15 protein-coding genes are annotated in these 21,139 nt (G+C 45.1%); 10 read left to right on the forward strand and 5 right to left on the reverse strand.

What is annotated here, in order from left to right; translation table 11 throughout:
• The first annotated feature begins 2 nt into the window (after positions 1-2).
• From K0C01_RS10875 to K0C01_RS10890, 4 genes are all read left to right on the forward strand, one after another.
• Positions 3-2,048: an AMP-binding protein gene (locus K0C01_RS10875; RefSeq protein ID WP_221169719.1), complete on the forward strand. Its 2,046-nt coding sequence runs from the start codon at positions 3-5 to the stop codon at positions 2,046-2,048.
• Positions 2,041-2,958 (forward strand): branched-chain amino acid ABC transporter permease, encoded by a 918-nt coding sequence (locus K0C01_RS10880; RefSeq protein WP_221169720.1) that lies wholly within the window; start codon positions 2,041-2,043, stop codon positions 2,956-2,958. The genes K0C01_RS10875 and K0C01_RS10880 overlap by 8 nt, the downstream gene beginning before the upstream one ends.
• 82 nt (positions 2,959-3,040) lie before the next feature.
• Positions 3,041-4,075 (forward strand): branched-chain amino acid ABC transporter permease, encoded by a 1,035-nt coding sequence (locus tag K0C01_RS10885; protein WP_221169721.1) that lies wholly within the window; start codon positions 3,041-3,043, stop codon positions 4,073-4,075.
• A 61-nt stretch (positions 4,076-4,136) separates the two neighbouring features.
• Positions 4,137-5,000, forward strand: a complete 864-nt coding sequence (locus tag K0C01_RS10890) for an amidohydrolase family protein (protein WP_221169722.1) — start codon at positions 4,137-4,139, stop codon at positions 4,998-5,000.
• Between the two features lie 82 nt (positions 5,001-5,082).
• Here K0C01_RS10890 and K0C01_RS10895 read toward each other — a convergent pair whose 3' ends face one another.
• Positions 5,083-6,249 carry a phenylacetate--CoA ligase family protein gene (locus tag K0C01_RS10895; RefSeq protein ID WP_221169723.1) on the reverse strand — a complete coding sequence of 389 codons (1,167 nt, stop codon included), beginning with the start codon at positions 6,247-6,249 and terminating at the stop codon, positions 5,083-5,085.
• 141 nt (positions 6,250-6,390) lie between these two features.
• On the opposite strand from K0C01_RS10895, the gene K0C01_RS10900 reads away from it, so the two are divergent.
• Positions 6,391-6,789 carry a universal stress protein gene (locus tag K0C01_RS10900; protein ID WP_221169724.1) on the forward strand — a complete coding sequence of 133 codons (399 nt, stop codon included), beginning with the start codon at positions 6,391-6,393 and terminating at the stop codon, positions 6,787-6,789.
• A 16-nt stretch (positions 6,790-6,805) separates the two neighbouring features.
• Here K0C01_RS10900 and K0C01_RS10905 read toward each other — a convergent pair whose 3' ends face one another.
• From K0C01_RS10905 to K0C01_RS10915, 3 genes are all read right to left on the reverse strand, one after another.
• Positions 6,806-7,960, reverse strand: coding sequence for a CaiB/BaiF CoA transferase family protein (locus tag K0C01_RS10905; protein ID WP_221169725.1), 1,155 nt, complete (start codon positions 7,958-7,960; stop codon positions 6,806-6,808).
• Positions 7,961-8,017: 57 nt separating this feature from the next.
• On the reverse strand, positions 8,018-8,791 hold the full coding sequence (locus tag K0C01_RS10910; protein WP_221169726.1) for an enoyl-CoA hydratase/isomerase family protein: 774 nt from the start codon (positions 8,789-8,791) through the stop codon (positions 8,018-8,020).
• Between the two features lie 128 nt (positions 8,792-8,919).
• Positions 8,920-10,548 carry an acetate--CoA ligase gene (locus K0C01_RS10915; RefSeq protein WP_221169727.1) on the reverse strand — a complete coding sequence of 543 codons (1,629 nt, stop codon included), beginning with the start codon at positions 10,546-10,548 and terminating at the stop codon, positions 8,920-8,922.
• 744 nt (positions 10,549-11,292) lie between these two features.
• On the opposite strand from K0C01_RS10915, the gene K0C01_RS10920 reads away from it, so the two are divergent.
• From K0C01_RS10920 to K0C01_RS10940, 5 genes are all read left to right on the forward strand, one after another.
• On the forward strand, positions 11,293-13,278 hold the full coding sequence (locus K0C01_RS10920) for an AMP-binding protein (protein WP_255568295.1): 1,986 nt from the start codon (positions 11,293-11,295) through the stop codon (positions 13,276-13,278).
• A gap of 96 nt (positions 13,279-13,374) precedes the next feature.
• Entirely contained in the window at positions 13,375-15,063 is a 1,689-nt protein-coding gene (locus tag K0C01_RS10925) for an acetate--CoA ligase (RefSeq protein ID WP_221169729.1), read from the forward strand.
• Positions 15,064-15,069: 6 nt separating this feature from the next.
• The gene (locus tag K0C01_RS10930) at positions 15,070-16,818 is read left to right on the forward strand and encodes an acetyl-CoA carboxylase biotin carboxylase subunit (protein WP_221169730.1); all 1,749 of its coding nucleotides are present in this window, start codon (positions 15,070-15,072) and stop codon (positions 16,816-16,818) included.
• 5 nt (positions 16,819-16,823) lie between these two features.
• Positions 16,824-18,542, forward strand: a complete 1,719-nt coding sequence (locus tag K0C01_RS10935) for an acyl-CoA carboxylase subunit beta (protein ID WP_221169731.1) — start codon at positions 16,824-16,826, stop codon at positions 18,540-18,542.
• A gap of 20 nt (positions 18,543-18,562) precedes the next feature.
• Positions 18,563-19,030 carry a MaoC family dehydratase gene (locus K0C01_RS10940; protein WP_221169732.1) on the forward strand — a complete coding sequence of 156 codons (468 nt, stop codon included), beginning with the start codon at positions 18,563-18,565 and terminating at the stop codon, positions 19,028-19,030.
• A 1-nt stretch (position 19,031) separates the two neighbouring features.
• Here K0C01_RS10940 and K0C01_RS10945 read toward each other — a convergent pair whose 3' ends face one another.
• Positions 19,032-20,642, reverse strand: a complete 1,611-nt coding sequence (locus tag K0C01_RS10945; protein ID WP_221169733.1) for a class I adenylate-forming enzyme family protein — start codon at positions 20,640-20,642, stop codon at positions 19,032-19,034.
• Positions 20,643-21,139 lie beyond the last annotated feature (497 nt).

Genomic DNA, 21,139 nt, shown 5'->3' on the forward strand with positions numbered 1-21,139 from the left:
ATATGAGTGGCCAGCAAGAAACCTCAGAAGCAAGCTCACGAACCGAAGGACCAACGATTGAGCGTATCGTTTCTGCTCCTGAGGGAGATATTGACATAGTTGATGATAAGGCGCTGCCTGAGGTTTTACTTGATCACGTTCAAGAGAATCGGTCAGATATCGCTCTCCGGTGGAAACAGTACGGTGTTTGGAATGAGTTTACGTGGGAAGAATACTATGAGCGTGTCAAGCACTTTTCACTTGGGTTAGAAACGCTTGGTTTTGGTGAAGATGATGTATTGTTTACAATCGGCTATAACCGTCCACATCAGCTCTGGTCTTGGATGGGTGCGCAAGTCCTTGGGGGCGTTGCAGCACCGAACTATGAGGATATGCTACCAGATGCAATTGGAAATCAACTGGAATTACTCTCTCCAAAGGTAGCATATGCAGAAGACCAAGAAATGGTTGATAAGCTCCTTGAAGTGGCAGACCGGGCTCCGTCGCTTGAAGCAATTATTTATCGCGATGAGAAAGGAATGTTCCGGTACGATAATACGTCTCCAAAGGTCATAAGCTACGACGAAATTGAGCGACGGGGGCAGGAACGACTGAGCAGCGGCGAGATAAGTGACTCAACATTTGAGGAGCGGTTGCGAAGCGTGAACCCAGAGTCACCAGCGATTATGCCACCAACATCTGGAACAACGGGTATGCCAAAGCGAGTTAAGCTATCACATGTAAACTTCGTCAATCTAGCACACGCCGCAATTGAAATTGATCCGTTACCAAAGGAATCTGATTACTTCTCGTACCTGCCAATGGCTTGGGTCGGTGAACAGATGATTCTCATGGCAGCTGCCTTTGTTGGTGGTTGGACTGTCAATTTCCCCGAGCAACCAGAAACAGAGAGCGAAGACCTCCGTGAGATTGGTCCTGAGATAATCTTTTCATCACCAAACACATACGAGGGTTGGGTTGCGGATATCAAGGCTAAAATTGAGAACACAACCCGATTAAAACGATGGGCCTACAAGCAAGCTATGAGTATTGGAGAAAAATACGCCGAATACGTTAGTGGTGAAAAACGGGACTCAGATCCACCGCTAACTCTTCGACTCAAACATCGGATTGCACACTGGCTTGTGTACAGACCACTGCTTGATAAAATTGGGTTAAAGAGAGCAAAGAACGTGTACAGTGGCGGTGGGCCACTTGGTGAAGAGCATTTCCAATATTATCATGCCCTTGGTGTTCCACTCAAGCAGATCTGGGGACAGTCAGAAGTCTGTGGGTTCGTAACGATGCACCGCAATGACGACATTCAAGTTGACACCGTCGGAGAAGTGTTCCCAAATGTAGAGGTTGGGATTACCCCTGAGGGGGAACTGGTTGTTCGTGGTCCTGTCGTTACATCTGGATATTTCAATCAGCCGGAAAAAACTGAGGAAGCGCTCGATGGAGAATGGTTGCATACTGACGATTTCGGAGAGATCACCGAAGACGGACACATCAAAGTGCTTGACCGGATGGATGATGTAATGGAGCTAAACGATGGAAGTGCAATTGCTCCGATTAGTGTCGAAACTAAACTGAAATTTAATCCATATGTAAAGGAAGCGCTGATTGTTGGGGATGGTCGGGATTCGCTAGCCGCAGTCTTGAACATCAGATACGATAACGTTTCTGAGTGGGCAGACCAGCGTGACATCCAGTACTCTGGTTACAAAGAACTTACTCAGAAACCACAAGTCCTTGAACTCCTCCGACAGGAAGTACAGGATGTAAACGAGAAACTTGGAGAACATCCAATCGAGAGATTTGTTGTTTTGTTCAAAGAATTTGATGCAGATGACGGCGAACTTACACGAACTGGTAAGATCCGGCGTGAAGTTGTAACAAACAAATACCAGTCTATGATCGATGGCATCTACGCAAATAACGACTTTGTTGAGATGGAGGTCACTATTACATATCAAGATGGTCGTGAATCGGTTGAGAGCGGGAAAATGCAGGTCGTAGATATTGACAAAAAAGTAGAAACGAAGAGAGGTGAAAACAATGGTTGATCCAGCAAATATACTCGAACAATTCGCAATCGGCCTTGGACGAGGGTCACTTTATGCTCTCGTCGCAATTGGATTTGCACTGATCTACAAAGTAACGGGCGTGTTGAACTTCGCACAAGGCTGGTTCTCAGCACTTGGAGCATACGTTGTTGTTTTCCTGTCGACACCTGTGCTGATATCACTTGAAATACCGGCTATCGCGTCCGTTGCGATAGCCGTTGTTATAGGGCTATTGCTTGGAATAATACTTGAACGAGGGATTTTCAGATACTTCATTGGGGAGCCCGTGCTGTCAGTCATTATTGTTACGCTTGCATTAGGCTCGATTATTGAGGGCTTACTCCGGTATCTCGTAGGACCAGGTTTCTACTCATATCCCGACGCTCTTCAGCCAGACTGGAGTGTGCCACTTCCACTAGGCGTTGAGCTGAGTGCCCCATTTGCACTTGGGGTAGTATTTGCTGTTCTTTCTGTCGTGTTATTGATGTTGTTTTTCAAATATACTGTAATTGGGTCAATCTTGCAGGCTGCTTCAAGTGACCAGCAAGCAGCGATGGTACTCGGTGTGTCTATTGAGCGGACGATCGTCATTGCTTGGGCAATCTCGCTGGGAATTACCGCAGTTGGCGGTGTTCTCCTCTCGATGTCTGCCGGTGGAGCAGCAATTGGACCTCTTGAGGCCGTGGGAATCCTTATTTTTGCCGCAGTAGTTTTCGGTGGTATCGACAGTATTCTAGGAGCCTTTATTGGTGCAATCACTGTTGGGGTTGTCGAATCATTTGGAACATTTTATCTCGATGGCATTGTTGGCGGTGGCTTTGGTCAAGTGCTGCCAATGATTTTGTTGCTCATCGTGATTATCGTCATGCCGTACGGACTATTTGGAACAGAACGAATCGAACGATTATAAACAATGTATGTAAATACCAGTCTCAAGGCGACAACGCATCGCGACTTCAAAATAGTTGGATCAAAGAAAGGAGGTGATCGCAATGCCATGTGGTGAATACTTTACGTCATATGAATCCCGAATGGGACTCATCCGTTGGCGAATTGAATGGGCAGCGTTTATACTTGCGCTTCCAATTCCATTTCTTCTACCATTTGTTTTGGGTGGAGGAATGGTATCAACATTAACACAGATATACATATTCATCATTGCTGTGCTCGGATTGAATGTGATTCTTGGATATGCAGGCGAGATTGTTCTTGCACAGGGAGCGTTCATGGCAATTGGGGCATATACTGCTGTTCGAGTGGTCAATGATCTCGGAGCAGGATTAATCCCAGCAATGTTATTAGGAGGAATCTTTACGGCGATGATTGCAGTCATCTTCGGCCTTCCATCTTGGAAGGTCAAAGGATTCTATATTGCGATCTCCACACTTGCATTGCAGTTTATTGCTGAGTGGTTTTTTGCAGAGAGTGCCTTATCGTGGATCCATGGGGGCGTAGAACAGTCGATGCCACGAGAAGTCGGACTTGTTGGCGACTACTTGACAATTGGATCCCTCACTGAACAGTACTTTCTTGCCTTTTTTGTGATGGCTCTGTTTGCTTTGATCTCGCTGAATCTTAGTAGATCCAGTACTGGACGAGTCTTCCGAGCTGTGCATGAAAATGATCTCTCATCTGCTGTCCTTGGGATCAATGTCTTCAAGACAAAATTGACTGCCTACGCTATTGGTGGTTTTATGATTGGTGTTGCAGGAGCGATATACGCATTTTATTTTGGGTTTGTCAGCCCTGATCTTTACACCATTACGCTGACGCTGGAGCATTATGTTATGTTGCTCCTTGGAGGACTCGGCCGCGTTTGGGGAGTTATTACGGGGGTTAGCGTCGTGACATTAGTTGAAGATGAAATCGATTCATTCTTACAGACTTTCTATCCAGAAGCAACAGCCCTTGAGCCACTCTTCTTTGGCGTCGTGATTATTATCGTCTTAGCACTGGAGCCAAAGGGGTTAATTGCTGCATTAGGACAAATTAAAGAATATTTACGAAAGTGGCCATACGCATATTAGCACCCCTAATCAGCAATAACATCTTGTAACTGTCAACATCGACACGAGATAGAGTATACACATGACTGAAAGCAGTAATCCACCACATTGTCCAGCAATCGACGCACATACCCATCTATTTCCTAAACCGCTAAGTGCGGCAATACAGCGAACGTTAAGTCGGCAGATGGACTGGTCGTTTGCTCATCCGCTAGATAGAGAAAATATCGAAGAGATATACAAGCAGGCTGGAGTCGAGCACTATGTTGCACTGCCATATATACACGAACCAGAAGGCGCAAGGGAACTCAACCAGTGGCTCTGCGATCAGGCCAGACAGTCAGACATGATGATCCCATTCGCAACTGTTCATCCAAGTGATGATAATCCAGAAAAAATAGTCCGGGAGGCTTTTCAAAGTGGGGCAAAAGGGTTAAAATTCCATTGCCCGGTCCAACAATGTTACCCAGCAGACACTAGGATTGAACCAGCGTTAGAAGTTGCAACGTCATTTAATCGTCCAGTTACATATCATGGGGGTACTGCTCCAATGTTCAAGGATAGTAAATATGTAGGTATTAAACCATTCAAAGAGTTAATTAGATCATTTCCTGACCTACGGGTTTGCTGTGCACACATGGGAACGTATCAACATGAAGAATTTATCCAGTTAGCTCGCGAACGAGACAATGTATATTTAGATACAACATTTGCGATGTCTGCGCAGGCCAAGCAGACAATGGGATTTGACCCCCGAACAATTTCAAATGAAACCTTCATAGAGCTTTCTGGCTCAATAATGTATGGTTCTGACTTTCCAAATATACCGTACGATTATAGAGAAGAACGTGCTGATTTACTTGATCGAGAATTACCTGATGAAGTATTTCGTGATATATTTTACCATACTTCACAGGATTATCTTTGTCTAGAAAATAACGGCTGATATCACTCCCAATATATCACTTCAATCTTACAAGCTATCAATTTGTACTGTAGCGATTTACGGTTATGTTGTCCTGTACAACTCACTCGTATCGCTTATCAAATACGCCTGTCTCATCAAGGTCGTCAACGAGTGAAACCTCATCTGGTGTAATCAACAGTCGCTCTGCAAGTGCATTAGTTACCTCTTCGGTATTTGCAGTTCCCTCACACGTAATTGAGAGGTAATCTGTTGTATCTGGCTGGGTAACTGTTACTCTATACTCGCCAGACAGGTCATCAAACCCGGCTAAGACTGCTGGAATCGTCTCTGGATATATCTTAACACCTTTGACCTTGAGCCGATTATCTGTTCGTCCAATTACACCGCTCGGTAGGACAAGGTCGTCTCCACGACGTTCTAGTTCTGCAAGATCACCGGTTCGGTATCGGACCAGTGGCAGTCCTTCTTTGCGCCGATGAGTTACTACCAATTCACCGCGTTGTCCTAATTCGAGAGGCTGACCTGTATCTGGATCAACAAGCTCAACGATGACATATTCATCAGCTACGTACAGCCCGTCTTCGTCGGTCGTTTCCGCTGCGATCGGTAGAAATTGTCGGGTGCCAAAGTAATCAATCGCTGTGTTACAGTTCAGCGCTTTTTTGACTTTCTGCCTGTATCCTGGAACGGATGTAAAAGGCTCTCCCGCTCCAACGAATAGATCAACATCTGCCCCTTGTTCAGCGATCTTGAGCGCAAAACTCGGGTTTCCGAGCAGAACGTCAGCATCATATGTTGAAATGATATCAGCCGCCTGCTCCGAGTCACCAGGACCAACGGGTATTACCTCAGCTCCGAGATGTTCAAGACCCCGTTGGAGGATATACCCTGTACCAAATAGGTGGTATCCAAAGGTATTGACAACCCGATCATCAGCCGTAATCCCAGCTTTCTTGAAAAGCCCTGCATGTACTTCCTCTTCATATACAAGATCTTCCGTCGTATCGTAGACTGGAGCTAAATCATCGCCAAGTGGTGAAAATGTAATCATTGCACTGTCGGTATATAGCGAACCTTGAGGAGGGTTATCGTCAAAGTCTTTTTTCAGTTCTTCTGGCTCAGTGAATGGTACATCAGTGAAATCTTCCCAGTCCGTTACATTGCTTGGATTCACGTCAGCATCAGAAAACTTCTGCTTATACAGTTCGTGTGATGCTGCGCGGGATAGTTGCTGCTGAATGTCTGCGAGTGTCTCACTATCGTACATCACATGATATAATGATAAATACATACATAAATCCTGTTCCCTATCACACCACCGTTCGAATCGCTGTATATTCAGCAACAATTGGTTGGCTGAGGTGAGGAACCAAGAATTATTATGGTAGACAATAACGTTAGTGATAGTATGTACCAAGTTTTACTTGGCGTGGACACAGATGAAACCAGAGCACGCACACAAGCAAATATGGTCGCTGATATGCCAGCTGCTAATGAGGATATTGAAGTTTTTGTTGTGCACGTATTTCAAGAGAATCCAGAGGGTGCATCAATTGGCCAGGTAGGCTCTGTTCGGACAGTTACTGAATCATTTGATGAGCATGATATCTCGTATGAACTCGTAGAAGCAAGCGGTGATCCAGCGGATAAAATTCTTGAAATTGCCTCAGAGCGAGATGTGGATATGATTTGTGTTTCTGGGCGGGATCGTACGCCGACCGGCAAAGTATTATTCGGAAGCACAACTCAATCCGTTATTCTTGGAACCAACAAACCAGTCGTTACTGTTGGTCCTGAGACCGCTTGAGCTAAACTCTATACCCTCACTCAGGAAGGATTTTCCTTTGAATAGTATCATCAACACCTGCTTGCTTCAATATCTCCTCAGTATGCTCGCCTAAATCTGGAATCGTTTCGCCTTCCAAAGAGGATGGCAGGTTTGGCATAGGAACCCCAACCCGCGGAGGTGTACCATCGACATTCCGGATCAATCCTCGATCATGCAAATACTCTTTTTCCAGTACTTCGCTCATCATGGTGACCGGTGCAAATGGGACGTCTGTTTTACTAAATTGGTCTTCCCACATCGATAGTGTATCTGACTTTATCTCATCGGCAATTTCATTTCTGACCATGTCTCTGATTTCTGCATTAGACGATCGATGATGTTCGATTAATTCGGGCCGATCAAGTGTTTCACATAATTCTGCCCAGAACTTCTTTTCAAGTGCGGCAATTGCGATGTATCGATTATGAGCAGTCTCATAGACATCATAGCACGGGTATTTCCCAGTCAGAGTTGTTTCTCCAGGACAGACCTTTGATCCTGTAAGTACTGGTTGAGCAATCATTTGCGAAAAAGAAATAAGGGCATCCGTCATTGATATGTCAAGATATGTTCCGTTGTTGTCTGACAGCTCTCTTGACAGCAGAGCGGTAAGAATACTGATAGTTGCATGTGCGCTTCCGGCGGCATCTGCAATTGGGATTGCCGGCATTGTGGGTTTTTCCTCTGAATTTGGTCGGTTCATACTTAGGAGGCCAGAACTCGCGAGATAGGTAAGATCATGTCCAGGTCGATTTTGGTAGGGGCCTGTCTGCCCATATCCAGTTAACGAGCAGTAAATAATCTCAGAGTTATACTCCGTTAATGTTTCATAGTCAACACCAAGTCGGTCAACCACGCCTGGCCGAAACTGCTCAATTACGACATCTGCTGTTTCAGTCAATTTATAAAATGCTTGTCGTCCAGCTTGTGCTGTTAAGTCAAGTTGAATGCTCTTCTTTCCCCGGTTCACAGCATAAAATAGCTCACTCAGCTCGTCGTCTGCATTTTCAGCTAGCTGTCTAGCCGGGTCTCCTCCTTGCGGTCGTTCTACTTTAATAACCTCCGCTTGGTAATCCCGTAGGATCTGTGTTGCGTATGGTCCAGGAAAAAACTGCGTTAAGTCGAGAACACGAATATTGCTAAGATCCATTGCTGTTGAATATTCAACATGCAGTTAATATATATTTATTCGTTAGTGAAGAAGAGTTTACTCAAACTCAGGATTACGATCTTCGAGGAATGCTGTCATGCCTTCTTTTTGGTCATGCGTGTCAAATAGACTGGCAAATGCACGTTTTTCATGTGCAAGTCCTGCTTCTAGAGAGGCCTCATGTGCCTGGTTGATTGATTGTTTTGCAGTCTGCAATGCAAAAGATGGCTTATTGGCTAGCTCTTCTGCGAGACCAAATAATCGAGATTCGAATTCAGCGTTTGGAATTACTTCACTTACTAACCCTCGCTGTTTTGCTGTCTCAGCATCAATGCGTTCACCGAGGTATATCATTCGTCGGGCCATCTCATCTCCAACAATTCTTGGTAGACGCTGTGTCCCTCCCCAGCCTGGAATTATTCCAATCTCGATCTCAGTTTGTCCTAGCATTGCATCATCACTCGCAATACGTATGTCACACGCAAGCGATAGCTCTGTTCCTCCTCCAAATGCATACCCATCAATAGCAGCAATTGTTGGCATCGGATAGTTCTCAAGTTTCTTTGCAACATTGTGTCCTAGATCGCCCCATTCTTCTGCCTCACTTGTTGAAAGATCCTGCATATAGCCAATATCTGCACCAGCAATGAACGCTTCATCACCAGCCCCCCGGAGTAACAGCACATCTGCCTTTTCGTCAGCTGTCTGGTCAATTTTCTTCTCCATCTCACGTAGTGTAGAAACATTGAGTGCATTGAGCGAATCAACACGATCAACAATTACTGATGCAATATTGTTGTGCCATTCTACTCGGACATTTGTCTCAGACATATATCTCACATATTCATGTGATGCCTTGTAAAACATTCCCTCGTTGACGGGATGGCTTCAAAAATATCTCATCAATCCTCCAGATTCCCCTCTGCTAATTTCTGTCTCAGGAAATCCCATCTAAGAACCTAGTCCCCGAACTTTTGTCTCTCTTCCTTTCGGAGTTCAACACGCCGGATCTTTCCGCTTGAAGTCTTTGGAAGCTCGTCAACATACTCGATTCGCCGTGGATACTTGTATGGAGCAGTTTCTTCTTTAACATAGTTCTGAAGATTTTCAGTTAACTCATCGCTGCCTCTGTAACCCTCATTCAGAACGGTGTAGGCTTTCACAACGGCGCCACGTTCGTCATGTGGACTCTCTATCGCCGCTGCCTCGGCGATAGCCTCGTGACTAACAAGTGCGTCCTCTACTTCAAACGGTCCGATTCGGTATCCAGCTGAGATGATAACATCGTCCGCACGACCCTCAAAGAAGTAATAGCCGTCCTCATCAAACGAGGCGAGATCTCCCGTCCGATAGTAGTCATTTGATAATGTCTTTTCGTCAAGATGAGGCTTTTCGTAGTACCCATCAAAAATCGCTGGAGAATCAACCGGGACTGCAATTTCACCAATCTTATTAGGCTCATCAATCTCCTTCTCCTCGTCGAGATCAAGTAGCGTCGCTCCCACACCGGGAGTTGGCTTTCCCATACTACCAGGTTTAATATCAATTCCTGGATAGTTTGTCACAAGCGCAATAGTTTCTGTCTGTCCATACCCGTCTCGTGGAGCAATATCAAAGTGCTCACGCATCTGCTCAATCGGTTCTACGTTCAGAGGCTCACCCGCCGAGAGCAGATCATTGACATCAAGATCGAACTTCGATAGATCTGCCTCATTGGCAAACATTCGGTACTGTGTAGGCACGGCACAGAGTTTGGTAACTCCTTTGTTTTCCATGATCTGGAGGAATGCTTCAGGCTCGAATTCTCCATCGTAGATGAGTTGGCTTGCCCCAGTTGTGAGTCCAACGCCAACTGGACTCCAAAACCACTTTGCCCAGCCTGTTCCGGTAGTTGCCCACAGAAGTTCTTCGTCAAGATTCGTCTCGTCGTTGATTCCCCACCAGTACGGGCCGTTAATCCGGTTAAAGCAGTACATCCACCTATGCTTGTGCAAGACTGGCTTTGGGTTGCCGGTTGTTCCACTGGTGTAATTTATTGACATTGGGTCGTCCGATGTTAGTCCAGAGCTGTCGTATTTAGCCGATTGACCTTTAACAACTTCGTTGAATGTCGGCCATTCACCGTTGGAACCATCCAACACAATTACGTTCTCTATCGGAGTATCGTCTAAGACCGGCTCAATCATATCCGTAAGTGAATTATGGATAACGATAGTTGTAGCACTACAGTCTCTGGACCGGTACTTGATATCTTTGGTCCGCAACATTGGCGAGCACGGAACAACAAGTGATCCTGTTGTGAGTATCCCAAGCTGGATTGCGAAAGCATCGGGATGCCGAGGGAACAAATGCATCACACGATCTCCTTCTTTGATCCCCATCTCTTCAAGACCGTTTGCGAACTTGTTCATGCCGTCTCTAATATCAGCGTAAGTCCGCTTATCCTGATTATCATCTTCGTCTAAAAAGTGAACAGCAATCCGATCACCAAATTCCTCCGCATGTGAGTTAATTACGGATGGTATTGCACACGACTCTGGGATATCCCACTCAAATCCATCGACTGCTTGTCGATAATTAGCTCTCATACAATGCTGAATTCAAACTCATTGGATATATTATTTTTGTAATATTTTTAATACATATCACTATTGCCAGATTAGTCTGCAGGATCTCCGTCTAAGAAATGTAACAACATGTATCGTCAATAGATCGAGAGTTAACAAGGATATACTGGTCTGCAAGCGGTTCAGTGACATATCAAACAGACGAGCCAATGTCTCTGAGAAGTTCTATAATAAGGTCTTACAGAAGTTGACGGAAGTGCTTGTCAGTCCATTATGATCCCTGTCTTAGCTCAAAGACAGTTCGGCTGCCCCGTTTTCCGTAGACTGCCTCATAATCATGTTCTGGATAATCAGCTTGCTCGATCATAGATACACGAGCAAGCAGTTATACAAACACAAGCCATACGAGGTGAATCCATTAAGCATGCAGCAATATCAGACAATTCTTCACCTGACATTATGCAATGAATCTTCGGATTGGTGTGGCCATCACTTGGTGGTTATATAGTCGGAGCAAAACAAGACGCTGCATACGCCGAGCGTGATAAGAGAGATACAGGTAGATTGTAGTCAGAGCATGATACTTACCCGAAACTGCAATGGGATAAAACGCAACATAGATAACACGCGCTAGTGCGCCGGGTATCGGTAAGCACTATATCACACTTAGCAAAACTCAACGCGGTTGAATAACGGAAAGAGTTATACTACCGATGCCAAAAACTACGATAACTACAAGCAATGTCAAAAACAGATTCTGAATTAATGGATAGGGTTCTCCACGAGCCGACAGAAGATTTTGTCAAACAAACGAACATCTGGAAGTTTATGCAGGAGTATGGATTCGAGACGTATGATGAACTCCATACTCGAAGTGTTTCCTCATTTTCAAATGAACCAAAATCAGGACTTGATTGGTTCTGGGATGAGATTGTCGATTACTTAGACATTGAATTTTACACACCGTATGAAGATGTACGGGACGCCTCCCAAGGACCGCAGTTTACCGACTGGTATCCAGGTGGGACAATTAATATCGCTCATAATGTGCTGGATCGACACGCAGATATAAACAACGAAAGCCGTAACAGAGTAGCATGTATCTGGGAAGCTGAAGATGGTGAGATTCGACGAGTAACATATCATGATCTTCAACGTGAAGCAAATCAGGTTGCAAATCTACTAGAACAACGAGGTGTTGGGAAAGGCGATACCGTCGGATTGTATATGCCGATGACTCCTGAGGTAATCTCTATTCTGTACGGGTGTTTCAAGGTAGGTGCAATTGCTGTGCCAATCTTCTCTGGGTTTGGTACCGAAGCAACTGCAACCCGAATTCGTGACTCTGAATGCACGGTATTATTTACAGGAGATGGATTTTATCGCCGAGGAGAAGAAGTTCTACTCAAGGAGGCTGCCGATGAAGCCATTGATGAAGCGGGGTATGTTGAGCATACTGTTGTCGTGGACAGGCTCGGTCACGCTAGCAGCCGAGAAGTTCCATGGAATGATGATCGCGATGAATTGTGGGGCGAGGCTGTCTTACCACAATCAGCAACTTACGATACGAAAGAGGTTCCTTCTGATCACCCAGCGATGCTATTATACTCATCTGGAACAACGGGAATGCCGAAGGGAATTATACAGACACATGCAGGGGCCCAGGTGCAAAGTGCCAAAGAATTGCACTTTGGGTTCGATTTACAACCTTCTGATCGGTTCTTTTGGGTCTCCGATATTGGTTGGATGATGGGACCATGGACGTTGATCGGAACGCACACATTCGGGGCTACAATGTTCATGTATGAAGGTGCTCCTGATTATCCAGAACCAGATCGATTCTGGGAAATGATTGATAGGCATAAAATTACACAATTTGGGATTTCTCCAACTGCTATTAGGGCATTACGTAAACAAGGAGATCACTGGGTGAAAAAGCATGACCTTTCTTCACTGCGTCTGCTTGGCTCAACAGGTGAGCCGTGGGATCCAGAGTCTTGGGAATGGTTCTACAAACACGTAGGGAACAGCGAAACACCGATTATTAATATATCAGGCGGAACAGAAATTTTCGGGTGCTTCCTGATGCCAATGCCTACCCAAGAACTGAAACCATGTACGCTTGGAGGCCCTGGCCTTGGAATGGATATTGACATTGTAAACGAGCGTGGTGAATCTATTGTTGATAAACATGAACGAGGTTACTTAGTCGCTCGAAGCTCCTGTCCTTCAATGACAAATAGCCTCTGGTCTGGTGACCAACGGTATCTTGACGAATACTGGTCAACGTGGGAAAATCTCTGGGACCACGGAGACTGGGCGCAGAAAGATGAAGACGGCTTTTGGTTCCTTCATGGCCGAGCGGATGACGCACTGAATGTTGCTGGCCGCAAGGTTGGCCCCGCTGAAATTGAAGCAGTCGCTATGGAACATTCTGGTATCAATCAGGCTGCTGCGGTTGGTGTGCCCGACGACGTTACTGGGACAGCTGTTGTGCTATATCTTATTGCCGAGGACGGTCATGAGCCTTCAGAAGATTTGCGTGATGAGGTTAGGAAAATGGTGGATGATGAGCATGGAAAGCCATTCCGGCCTCGTGAGATCCTTTTTGTTAATGAGTTTCCAAAAACTCAGTCTGGAAAAGTAGTTCGCCGTGCTATTCGATCAAAACATATTGGCGAGGACCTTGGAGACTTATCAAGTATCGAAAATCCGGAAGCTCTTGAAGCAATTGGGGAAGCAAGTGATTGACCCCTAAAGGACTGTAATATAAAAGTGTAGTTCTAATTATAATTGTAACTCATTACCAAAACAGTTATTAAGGTATATTATCTTTTTCTGCAATGCATGACTGATAGCCACAACCTGCAGGACTACAAGTCATTAGTAGAGGAATTCTCTTGGGACGATATCTATAATAAAGCTGACTGGGATGCTCCTGAACAACTCAATATTGGACATGAAGTGTGCGATCGGCACGCTGGGAACCAGAACCAAGCAGCACTATATCAAGTTGGAACCGACGGATCACTGACAACACTCACATTCACTGAACTCAAGAATCAATCAAATCAATTTGCAAATCTTCTTGATGACCTTGGTATTCACCAAGGTGACCGAGTGTTCTCCTACATGCCAAGAATTCCGGAGCACTATGTGGCACTTGTTGGAACACTCAAGCATGGCGCCGTGTGGGGAAGCGTTAATGAACGATATGGTGCAGATGGAATCTCCTATCGACTTAGTGACTGTGATGCAACTGTTGTTTTAACGACATCTGACAATCGTGACACAATCAGCGAGGCGCTTGAGGATAATGAGACCGTTGAACATGTGATCACCGTAGATCGAGGTGATGCGTTTCCAGCATCGGATACTACATTTCATGATTCGCTGTCAGATATGAACATAGAATACAAGCCGGCATTAACAACTGGCGGGGATAATGCGATGTTATATTATACGTCGGGAACAACCGGTCCTGCGAAGGGAGTCTTACACAAACACCGGTGGATAGCTGGCGTTGCAGCAACACAGCGATATGCCGTTGACCTAAACCAAGACGATTTGTATTGGTCAACGGGTGATCTTGGATGGTTAACGGGAGCAATCAATACACTCGGGGCTTGGTTTTGGGGAGTAAGCCTATTTACATATGAAGGTGAATTTGATCCAGAGATTTGGTCAGGTTTACTTGACGAGTATTCAATCTCTGTTCTTTTCTCGGTTCCCACGGCATACAGAATGCTAAGAGAAAACGAAGAGGTACTCGAAGGCACTGATCTTGATCTGAGACATGCACTCTCAATCGGTGAACCGTTGTCTGCCGGCGTTGTCGAGTGGGGAGAAAAACAGCTTGGTGTTACGATTCATGACACCTACGGGCAAACAGAGACTGGAAATATGATTATCAATAACTATCCAACTGAATCGGTCAAGCCAGGATCGATGGGTCGTCCTCTCCCGGGAATCGAAGCAGACATCGTTGATCCCGATACAGGGGAGGTGCTTGACCCAGGGGAAACGGGCGAGATAGCTCAGCGTGGCCAATATCCGTGTTTCTTTGCTGGATATTGGGAGGCCCCCGATAAAACAGCTAACTGTTTCATTGACGGACCAGACGGGGAATGGTATTTGTCTGGAGACTTAGCACACAAAGATGATGATGGATATTTCTGGTTTGAAGGCCGAGCAGATGATGTTATCCTATCGTCGGGATACCGCATTGGGCCATTTGAAGTAGAAAGCTCATTAGGCGATCATGATACCGTTGCCGAAGCTGCAGTTGTTCCTAAGCCCCATTCTGAACGAGGAAATATTGTTAAGGCGTATATTGTTCCAAGCGGGGACGTAACTCCTTCAGAAAGCGTCAAAAAAGACATTAAGACACATGTGAGATCAGAATTGGCGGCACATGAGTACCCTCGAGAGATAGAATTCCGGGATGAGCTACCGAAGACAGTCACCGGCAAAATCCGTCGAACTGAGCTGCAGGACCAAGCAGCATCTGAGGCAGAGACAAGACAGGAGGACTGATAAAGGATGTTTGATAAATTATTAGTCGCTAATCGAGGAGAAATTGCAATTCGTATCATGGCTGCATGTGAGGAGCTTGACATTGGCACAGTTGCTATATACAGCGATGCTGATCGCGAAAGTGAGCATGTTGCATATGCTGATGAAGCATATCGGGTAGGTCCACCTCAGGCCAGTGAGTCATATCTTGATCAAGAACGAATCATCGAGGTGAGTAAAGAAGCACAGGCGGATGCAATTCATCCTGGATATGGGTTCTTAGCGGAAAACGCTGAGTTTGCTGAGCAGGTCGAGGCAACTGATGGGATTAAGTGGATAGGGCCAAGCAGTGACGCAATGCAGCAGCTAGGATCTAAGACATCTGCCCGAGAAACAATGCAAGCAGCTGATGTTCCAATCGTTCCAGGAACGACAACATCTGTTGATAATCCAGACGAAGTTGTCTCAATAGCAGAGGAATATGGATACCCAATTACAATCAAGGCAGCCGGCGGTGGGGGCGGACGGGGCATGCAAATTGTACAGGATGAATACGAAATTGAAGACGCATTAGAAACGGCCAAACGCGAAGGAGAGGCCTACTTTGATGATGCAGAGGTATATGTAGAAAAATATCTAAGTGATCCAAAGCATATTGAAGTGCAGATATTGGCAGACGAATCCGGAAATGTGCTACATCTTGGTGAACGAGACTGTTCTCTGCAACGTCGCCATCAAAAAGTTATAGAGGAAGCTCCAAGCCCCACGCTCTCTCAGTCTCTCCGTAAGAAAATCGGAAACGCCGCGAAGCGAGGAATGCATAAGGCTGGTTACACAAACGCCGGGACTGTTGAGTTCCTCGTTGAAGATGGAAAATTCTATTTCATGGAGGTAAACACTCGGATACAGGTCGAGCATACCGTAACTGAAGAGATTACCGGGATTGACATCGTAAAATGGCAAATTAGAATTGCGGCTGGAGAAACACTTCCGTACGATCAGTCCGACATAACATTTAATGGACACGCAATTCAGTATCGTGTAAACGCTGAGGACCCAGCAAGTGAATTTGCACCAACGCCCGGCAAATTGGAGACATATCGACCTCCAAGCACTATCGGAGTCCGCATTGATCATGCTGTATTCGAAGGACAGGAAGTGAGCGGCGACTATGATTCGATGATCGGAAAGCTAATTGTCGAAAGTTCAAGCCGAACAGAGTGTATCAACAGATCGAAGCGAGCACTACGGCATTTCGATATTGATGGTATTCAAACGACGCTTCCATTCCACCAGTATATTCTCAATGATAACACGTTCCGTGATGGGGCACATACAACCAAATATGTAGATCAGCTACTTAAAGAGGATTCATTCAAGAAAGCCATTGAGAATCGATCGGATGCATCGGTTGTTAAACCAGAGTCAGATGAGCCAAGCATGGAGACAGTTAGTGTTGAAGTGGATGGAGAACTGTTCGATGTTCAAGTAGAAGGCCTGTCTTCCAATAATACGAGGGCATCGCAATCAACGAGTGAAAATCCAATTGCGAATAAAGCCGATGAGGGCGGTATACAAGCAGATATGGAGGGGACAGTTATCTCAGTTGATGTCGAAGAAGGAGAGCATATCGATCAAGGAGAGACGGTCTGTGTTCTTGAAGCAATGAAAATGGAAAATGAAATTACAGCAAATCACGGAGGCATTGTCTCAGAGATTAACGTGTCAGAAGGTGACTCAGTTAATATGGGAGAACAACTCGTTCAAATGAGGTAAGAATTATGCAAGTTCGTATTTCAGACGATATCACGGAGGAAAAGGCCAAGGCTGTTGCTGAAGCATTTGCCATGGAACTTAACGGAGAAGTGACTGTAATCGACGACGACGGGTCGGAAATAGCTACTGCAGAGCCCTCAAGTCCAACAGCCGACAACCAGCAGAGTGATCTAGACAAGTCACTTGGACCAACAGAACGGGAAGAAGAACTCGTAGCACAGATCGAGGAGATTGAATCAGGTGGGCCAGAAAAATACAAGAAGCAACTACCTGAAGAGGGTAAGCTATTTGTTAGAGATCGTATTGACTTGTGGTTTGATGATGGATTCCTATTCGAGGATGGAAAATTCGCTGAGTTTGACGCTGAGGATCAGCTTCCTGCTGATGGCTTGATCACGGGGGGTGCAGAGTTCGAAGGCAGAGACATCCATTTTATGGCAAACGACTACACCGTGAAGCGCGGGAGTATGGCTGAAAAAGGAGTAGAAAAGTTCCTCCGCATGCAACAACGTGCTCTCAAAACCGGGAAGCCCGTGCTCTATTTGATGGATTCGTCTGGGGGTCGCATTGACCAACAGACAGGATTCTTTGCCAATCGAGAAGGAATTGGAAAGTACTACTATAATCATTCGATGCTATCTGGACGGGTCCCTCAGATTTGTGTTCTATATGGCCCTTGTATTGCTGGTGCTGCTTATACTCCTGTGTTTGCGGACTTTACCATCATGGTCCGAAATATGAGTGCAATGGCTATTGCAAGCCCCAGAATGGTGGAAATGGTAACTGGGGAAGACATCTCCCTACAGGAGCTTGGAGGTCCTGAAGTGCATGCACAGTATTCCGGGAGTGCAGACCTAATTGCTGAAAATGAAGAGCATGCCAAAGAGCTAGCTGCCCAATTAATTAGTTACCTTCCAAATAACAGTGGTGAGGATCCACCACAAACAGCCGGCCAAGAGCCAAAACATCCATCCAGCGAAATTGATGGAGTCGTTCCCAATGATCCGAACAGAAGTTACGACATGCAGGACGTGATCACTCGAATTATCGACAAAGGCTCGTTACTTGAACTCAGACCCCAATATGGGCAAGAAATTATCACTGCATTTGCTCGTATCGATGGTCGACCGATAGGTATCGTTGCAAACCAGCCAGATCAGCGCGCTGGTGCAATCTTTCCTGATTCGGCTGAGAAGGCAGCTGAGTTTATTTGGACCTGTGACGCATATAATGTTCCATTGTTGTACTTATGCGATACACCTGGGTTTATGGCTGGCTCAAGTGTTGAGCAAGAGGGAATTCTTGAACAAGGTAAAAAGATGATTTATGCTACATCATCTGCAACAGTACCTAAACAGTCAGTGATTGTGCGAAAAGCATACGGAGCAGGCATCTATGCAATGTCGGGACCAGCATACGACCCAGAGTCTACCATTGCACTACCCAGTGGCGAACTGGCAATTATGGGGCCAGAAGCTGCAATAAATGCTGTGTATGCAAATAAACTAGCAGAGATAGATGACGAAGAAAAGCGCAAAGAACGGGAACGAGAACTCAGAGAAGAGTATCGTCGTGATATTGATGTCCGCCGTATGGCAAGCGAAGTAGTGATTGACGAGATTATCCCTCCTTCATCACTTCGTGATGAGCTCATTGCACGGTTTAACTTCTATGAGTCAGTCGAAAAGACATTACCAGATAAAAAACATGGCACGATATTATAACCAACAAGTAGGTGATACACATGCCCGGAAAATATTTTGAGGAATTCGAGATTGGAGAAATTATCAAGCATAATAAGCGACGTACGATCACAGAGAGTGACAATCATCGGTTCTGTGATCTTACGATGAACCAGCAACCATTGCACATTGACCATGCTTTTGCCAATGAGACTCAGTTTGAAGAACCACTTGTTAATGGACTATACACAATGAGCTTAGCGGTTGGTATTTCTGTCCCGGACACAACTGAAGGAACAGCCGTTGCTAACCTTTCATATAACAATGTTGAACACCCAGAACCGGTGTTCCACGGGGATACAATCCGTGTACAGTCTACAGTCACGGATAAGCGGGAAACAAGCGATGGGACCCAGGGTATCGTCACTATGCATGTTGAAGCATTCAAAGTTAACACCGACGAAGAGACGCTTGTTTGTGAATTCGATCGTACAGCGCTCTGCCATAAAAAATCCGGAACTAATGAGTGACTTATCGACTAAACTCGTATCCCTGATCTCTATCCCATGCTTCTTTAATTGAGATCTCGTTGAGTACTTCTGTCCTGATCTTTCCGGTTGGAGTTCTCGGAAGTTCTTTCCGGACATCGATGTACCGGGGGATCTTAATGTATGGTAGTCGCTGTTTACAGTATCGATATATCTCTGGAGGGGTCACTTCTTTATTTTCCTGTGGCACGACAACTGCGACAACAGCTTCGGTATCGTCCTGCATACTAACACCAGTAACGGCACACTCACGAACTGGTCCATGAGAATTGATTACGCTCTCAATCTCAAGTGTCGAAATACGCCCAGCAATTTGTCCACGATATATCGAATTTTCTTTGTTTGCAACAAAGAACAGATATCCATCTTCGTCTTTGTACCCGATATCCCCAGTGTGAATCCATTGATTTCTACAATCCCGGACTGCCTGCCCGTGGTTATCATGATACCCTAGCATCATTGTATTGTTCCTTGTCGGACGAACAACGATCTCACCAGTCTCATTTTCGGGCAATGACCAGTCATTCTCATCAACAATGTCGACATCGGCAAATGATGCCACTTGTCCAACACTTCCGATTCGGCGCTGATCAGGGCGGTTATAGGTCGCAATCGTACCTACCTGTGTTGTCCCATAGCCTTCTAAAACCGTGATGTCGAATCGCTGTTCAAAGTTTTTAATGAGATTTTCGTCGTTACGGAATCCGAACCCGTGTCCAATTGCAAAATTAACTGTATTTTCTTCATATTGTTCTAAGTCTTGCTGGTTATACAACACAGAAAGCATACGGCTTAGATACAAAAACACGGATGCATCGTGTTCGCGTATTTTGGACCAAAACTGATGTGGATCAAACTGTTTGAGAAGAACAAATGTTGACCCTGTAATTAGTGCACCCATGATTCCGAGTTGGAATGTGAATATGCTGTATAGCGGTAAGCTTGTGAGTATACAGTCATCTTCGGTAAAGTTAAATAAATTTTGCCCGGATTCCCATCCAGTATTAATGTATGAGAATTGTGGTAACACGACACCTTTTGGTTGGCTTGTTTGCTGTTGTTGGATAAATGTAACCGACCCTGGATCTGTGCTAGAGATAGGACTCCCCTTTGAAAATCGCTGGTCGTTGCCGCGGAATTCGTCAAAGGATCTGTACGGTGTTTTCTGCGGTGGTGTCCCAATATAGTATTCATACGGTGCTGCAGACTGCTGGCCTCGTATTTTTTCGTATTCTGAATGCGTATGTTTGTCAAGGAAAATGGCATCCCCCTTTACTCGGTTGAGAATATTTAGGAGCATATCTCCAGTAAACCGGGTATCAATTGGAACAACAATGGCACCAAGACGCATCGCTGCTAGATACATAAGTAGGTATTCTGCAGAATTGTACAAATACAAACAGACATGATCTCCAGACGAAATACCGATTTCATGGAGCCTATTAGCAATCTTTGCTGTTTTTTGCTCAATATCTGCGAATGAGAGCTCTTTCTGACCGCATTTGAAAAATGTCCGGTCGCCATATGCAGCTGCTTTTCGTTCAAGAAGTTGTGAGACAGTACGTAGTGACTCAGGTGGGGCAGTGTCAGTCATTGTTATTTAAATACTGAGTATAATGGGTATTATTTCCAGTACGGGTGATTCGATGTGTCCCAGTTAACCGGGATGTTGTCCTGTATATTGAAGAGGCGGATAGGCAGTTGGAAAGCATTTTGACCACTTTGATAATTATCTAAATGTTCTGTATACAAATATCTATCATTATCAATGAACATCGTAATTCCAGTGGTCCTACCTGTGTCTAGTGAGTTCCGTATTAGTGAATATCAACGACCGAGATATCTAACTAAATTCGTCATTATTCCTGATTAGTCTATATTTAATTGCTGTTTGAGGTTCATTAACTGAAGTACTTTTGTTAAAATTGTCTAAGCAGGTTCATGATAACTGTAGCTGAATGCAGGAAGGAAATGGCATTGTTTTGACAATGTGTATTTGCGTCCCTGCTGTTTGCCACAGCATCTCGATCCACATTTTAAAAGTCCAGAATTTTGATAATATCGGGGATAAATACCGTATGGTTTGTGAGA

Origin of the sequence: Salinarchaeum sp. IM2453 (genome assembly GCF_019693215.1) — an archaeon.
In the GTDB taxonomy this organism is placed as follows: domain Archaea; phylum Halobacteriota; class Halobacteria; order Halobacteriales; family Salinarchaeaceae; genus IM2453.

Excerpts from the sequence above, each read along its gene's own strand:
- K0C01_RS10875 (WP_221169719.1), top strand. The coding sequence starts at position 3 with ATGAGTGGCCAGCAAGAAACCTCAGAAGCAAGCTCACGAACCGAAGGA.
- K0C01_RS10880 (WP_221169720.1), top strand. The coding sequence starts at position 2,041 with ATGGTTGATCCAGCAAATATACTCGAACAATTCGCAATCGGCCTTGGA.
- K0C01_RS10885 (WP_221169721.1), top strand. The coding sequence starts at position 3,041 with ATGCCATGTGGTGAATACTTTACGTCATATGAATCCCGAATGGGACTC.
- K0C01_RS10890 (WP_221169722.1), top strand. The coding sequence starts at position 4,137 with ATGACTGAAAGCAGTAATCCACCACATTGTCCAGCAATCGACGCACAT.
- K0C01_RS10895 (WP_221169723.1), bottom strand. The coding sequence starts at position 6,249 with ATGTACGATAGTGAGACACTCGCAGACATTCAGCAGCAACTATCCCGC.
- K0C01_RS10900 (WP_221169724.1), top strand. The coding sequence starts at position 6,391 with ATGTACCAAGTTTTACTTGGCGTGGACACAGATGAAACCAGAGCACGC.
- K0C01_RS10905 (WP_221169725.1), bottom strand. The coding sequence starts at position 7,960 with ATGGATCTTAGCAATATTCGTGTTCTCGACTTAACGCAGTTTTTTCCT.
- K0C01_RS10910 (WP_221169726.1), bottom strand. The coding sequence starts at position 8,791 with ATGTCTGAGACAAATGTCCGAGTAGAATGGCACAACAATATTGCATCA.
- K0C01_RS10915 (WP_221169727.1), bottom strand. The coding sequence starts at position 10,548 with ATGAGAGCTAATTATCGACAAGCAGTCGATGGATTTGAGTGGGATATC.
- K0C01_RS10920 (WP_255568295.1), top strand. The coding sequence starts at position 11,293 with ATGGATAGGGTTCTCCACGAGCCGACAGAAGATTTTGTCAAACAAACG.
- K0C01_RS10925 (WP_221169729.1), top strand. The coding sequence starts at position 13,375 with ATGACTGATAGCCACAACCTGCAGGACTACAAGTCATTAGTAGAGGAA.
- K0C01_RS10930 (WP_221169730.1), top strand. The coding sequence starts at position 15,070 with ATGTTTGATAAATTATTAGTCGCTAATCGAGGAGAAATTGCAATTCGT.
- K0C01_RS10935 (WP_221169731.1), top strand. The coding sequence starts at position 16,824 with ATGCAAGTTCGTATTTCAGACGATATCACGGAGGAAAAGGCCAAGGCT.
- K0C01_RS10940 (WP_221169732.1), top strand. The coding sequence starts at position 18,563 with ATGCCCGGAAAATATTTTGAGGAATTCGAGATTGGAGAAATTATCAAG.
- K0C01_RS10945 (WP_221169733.1), bottom strand. The coding sequence starts at position 20,642 with ATGACTGACACTGCCCCACCTGAGTCACTACGTACTGTCTCACAACTT.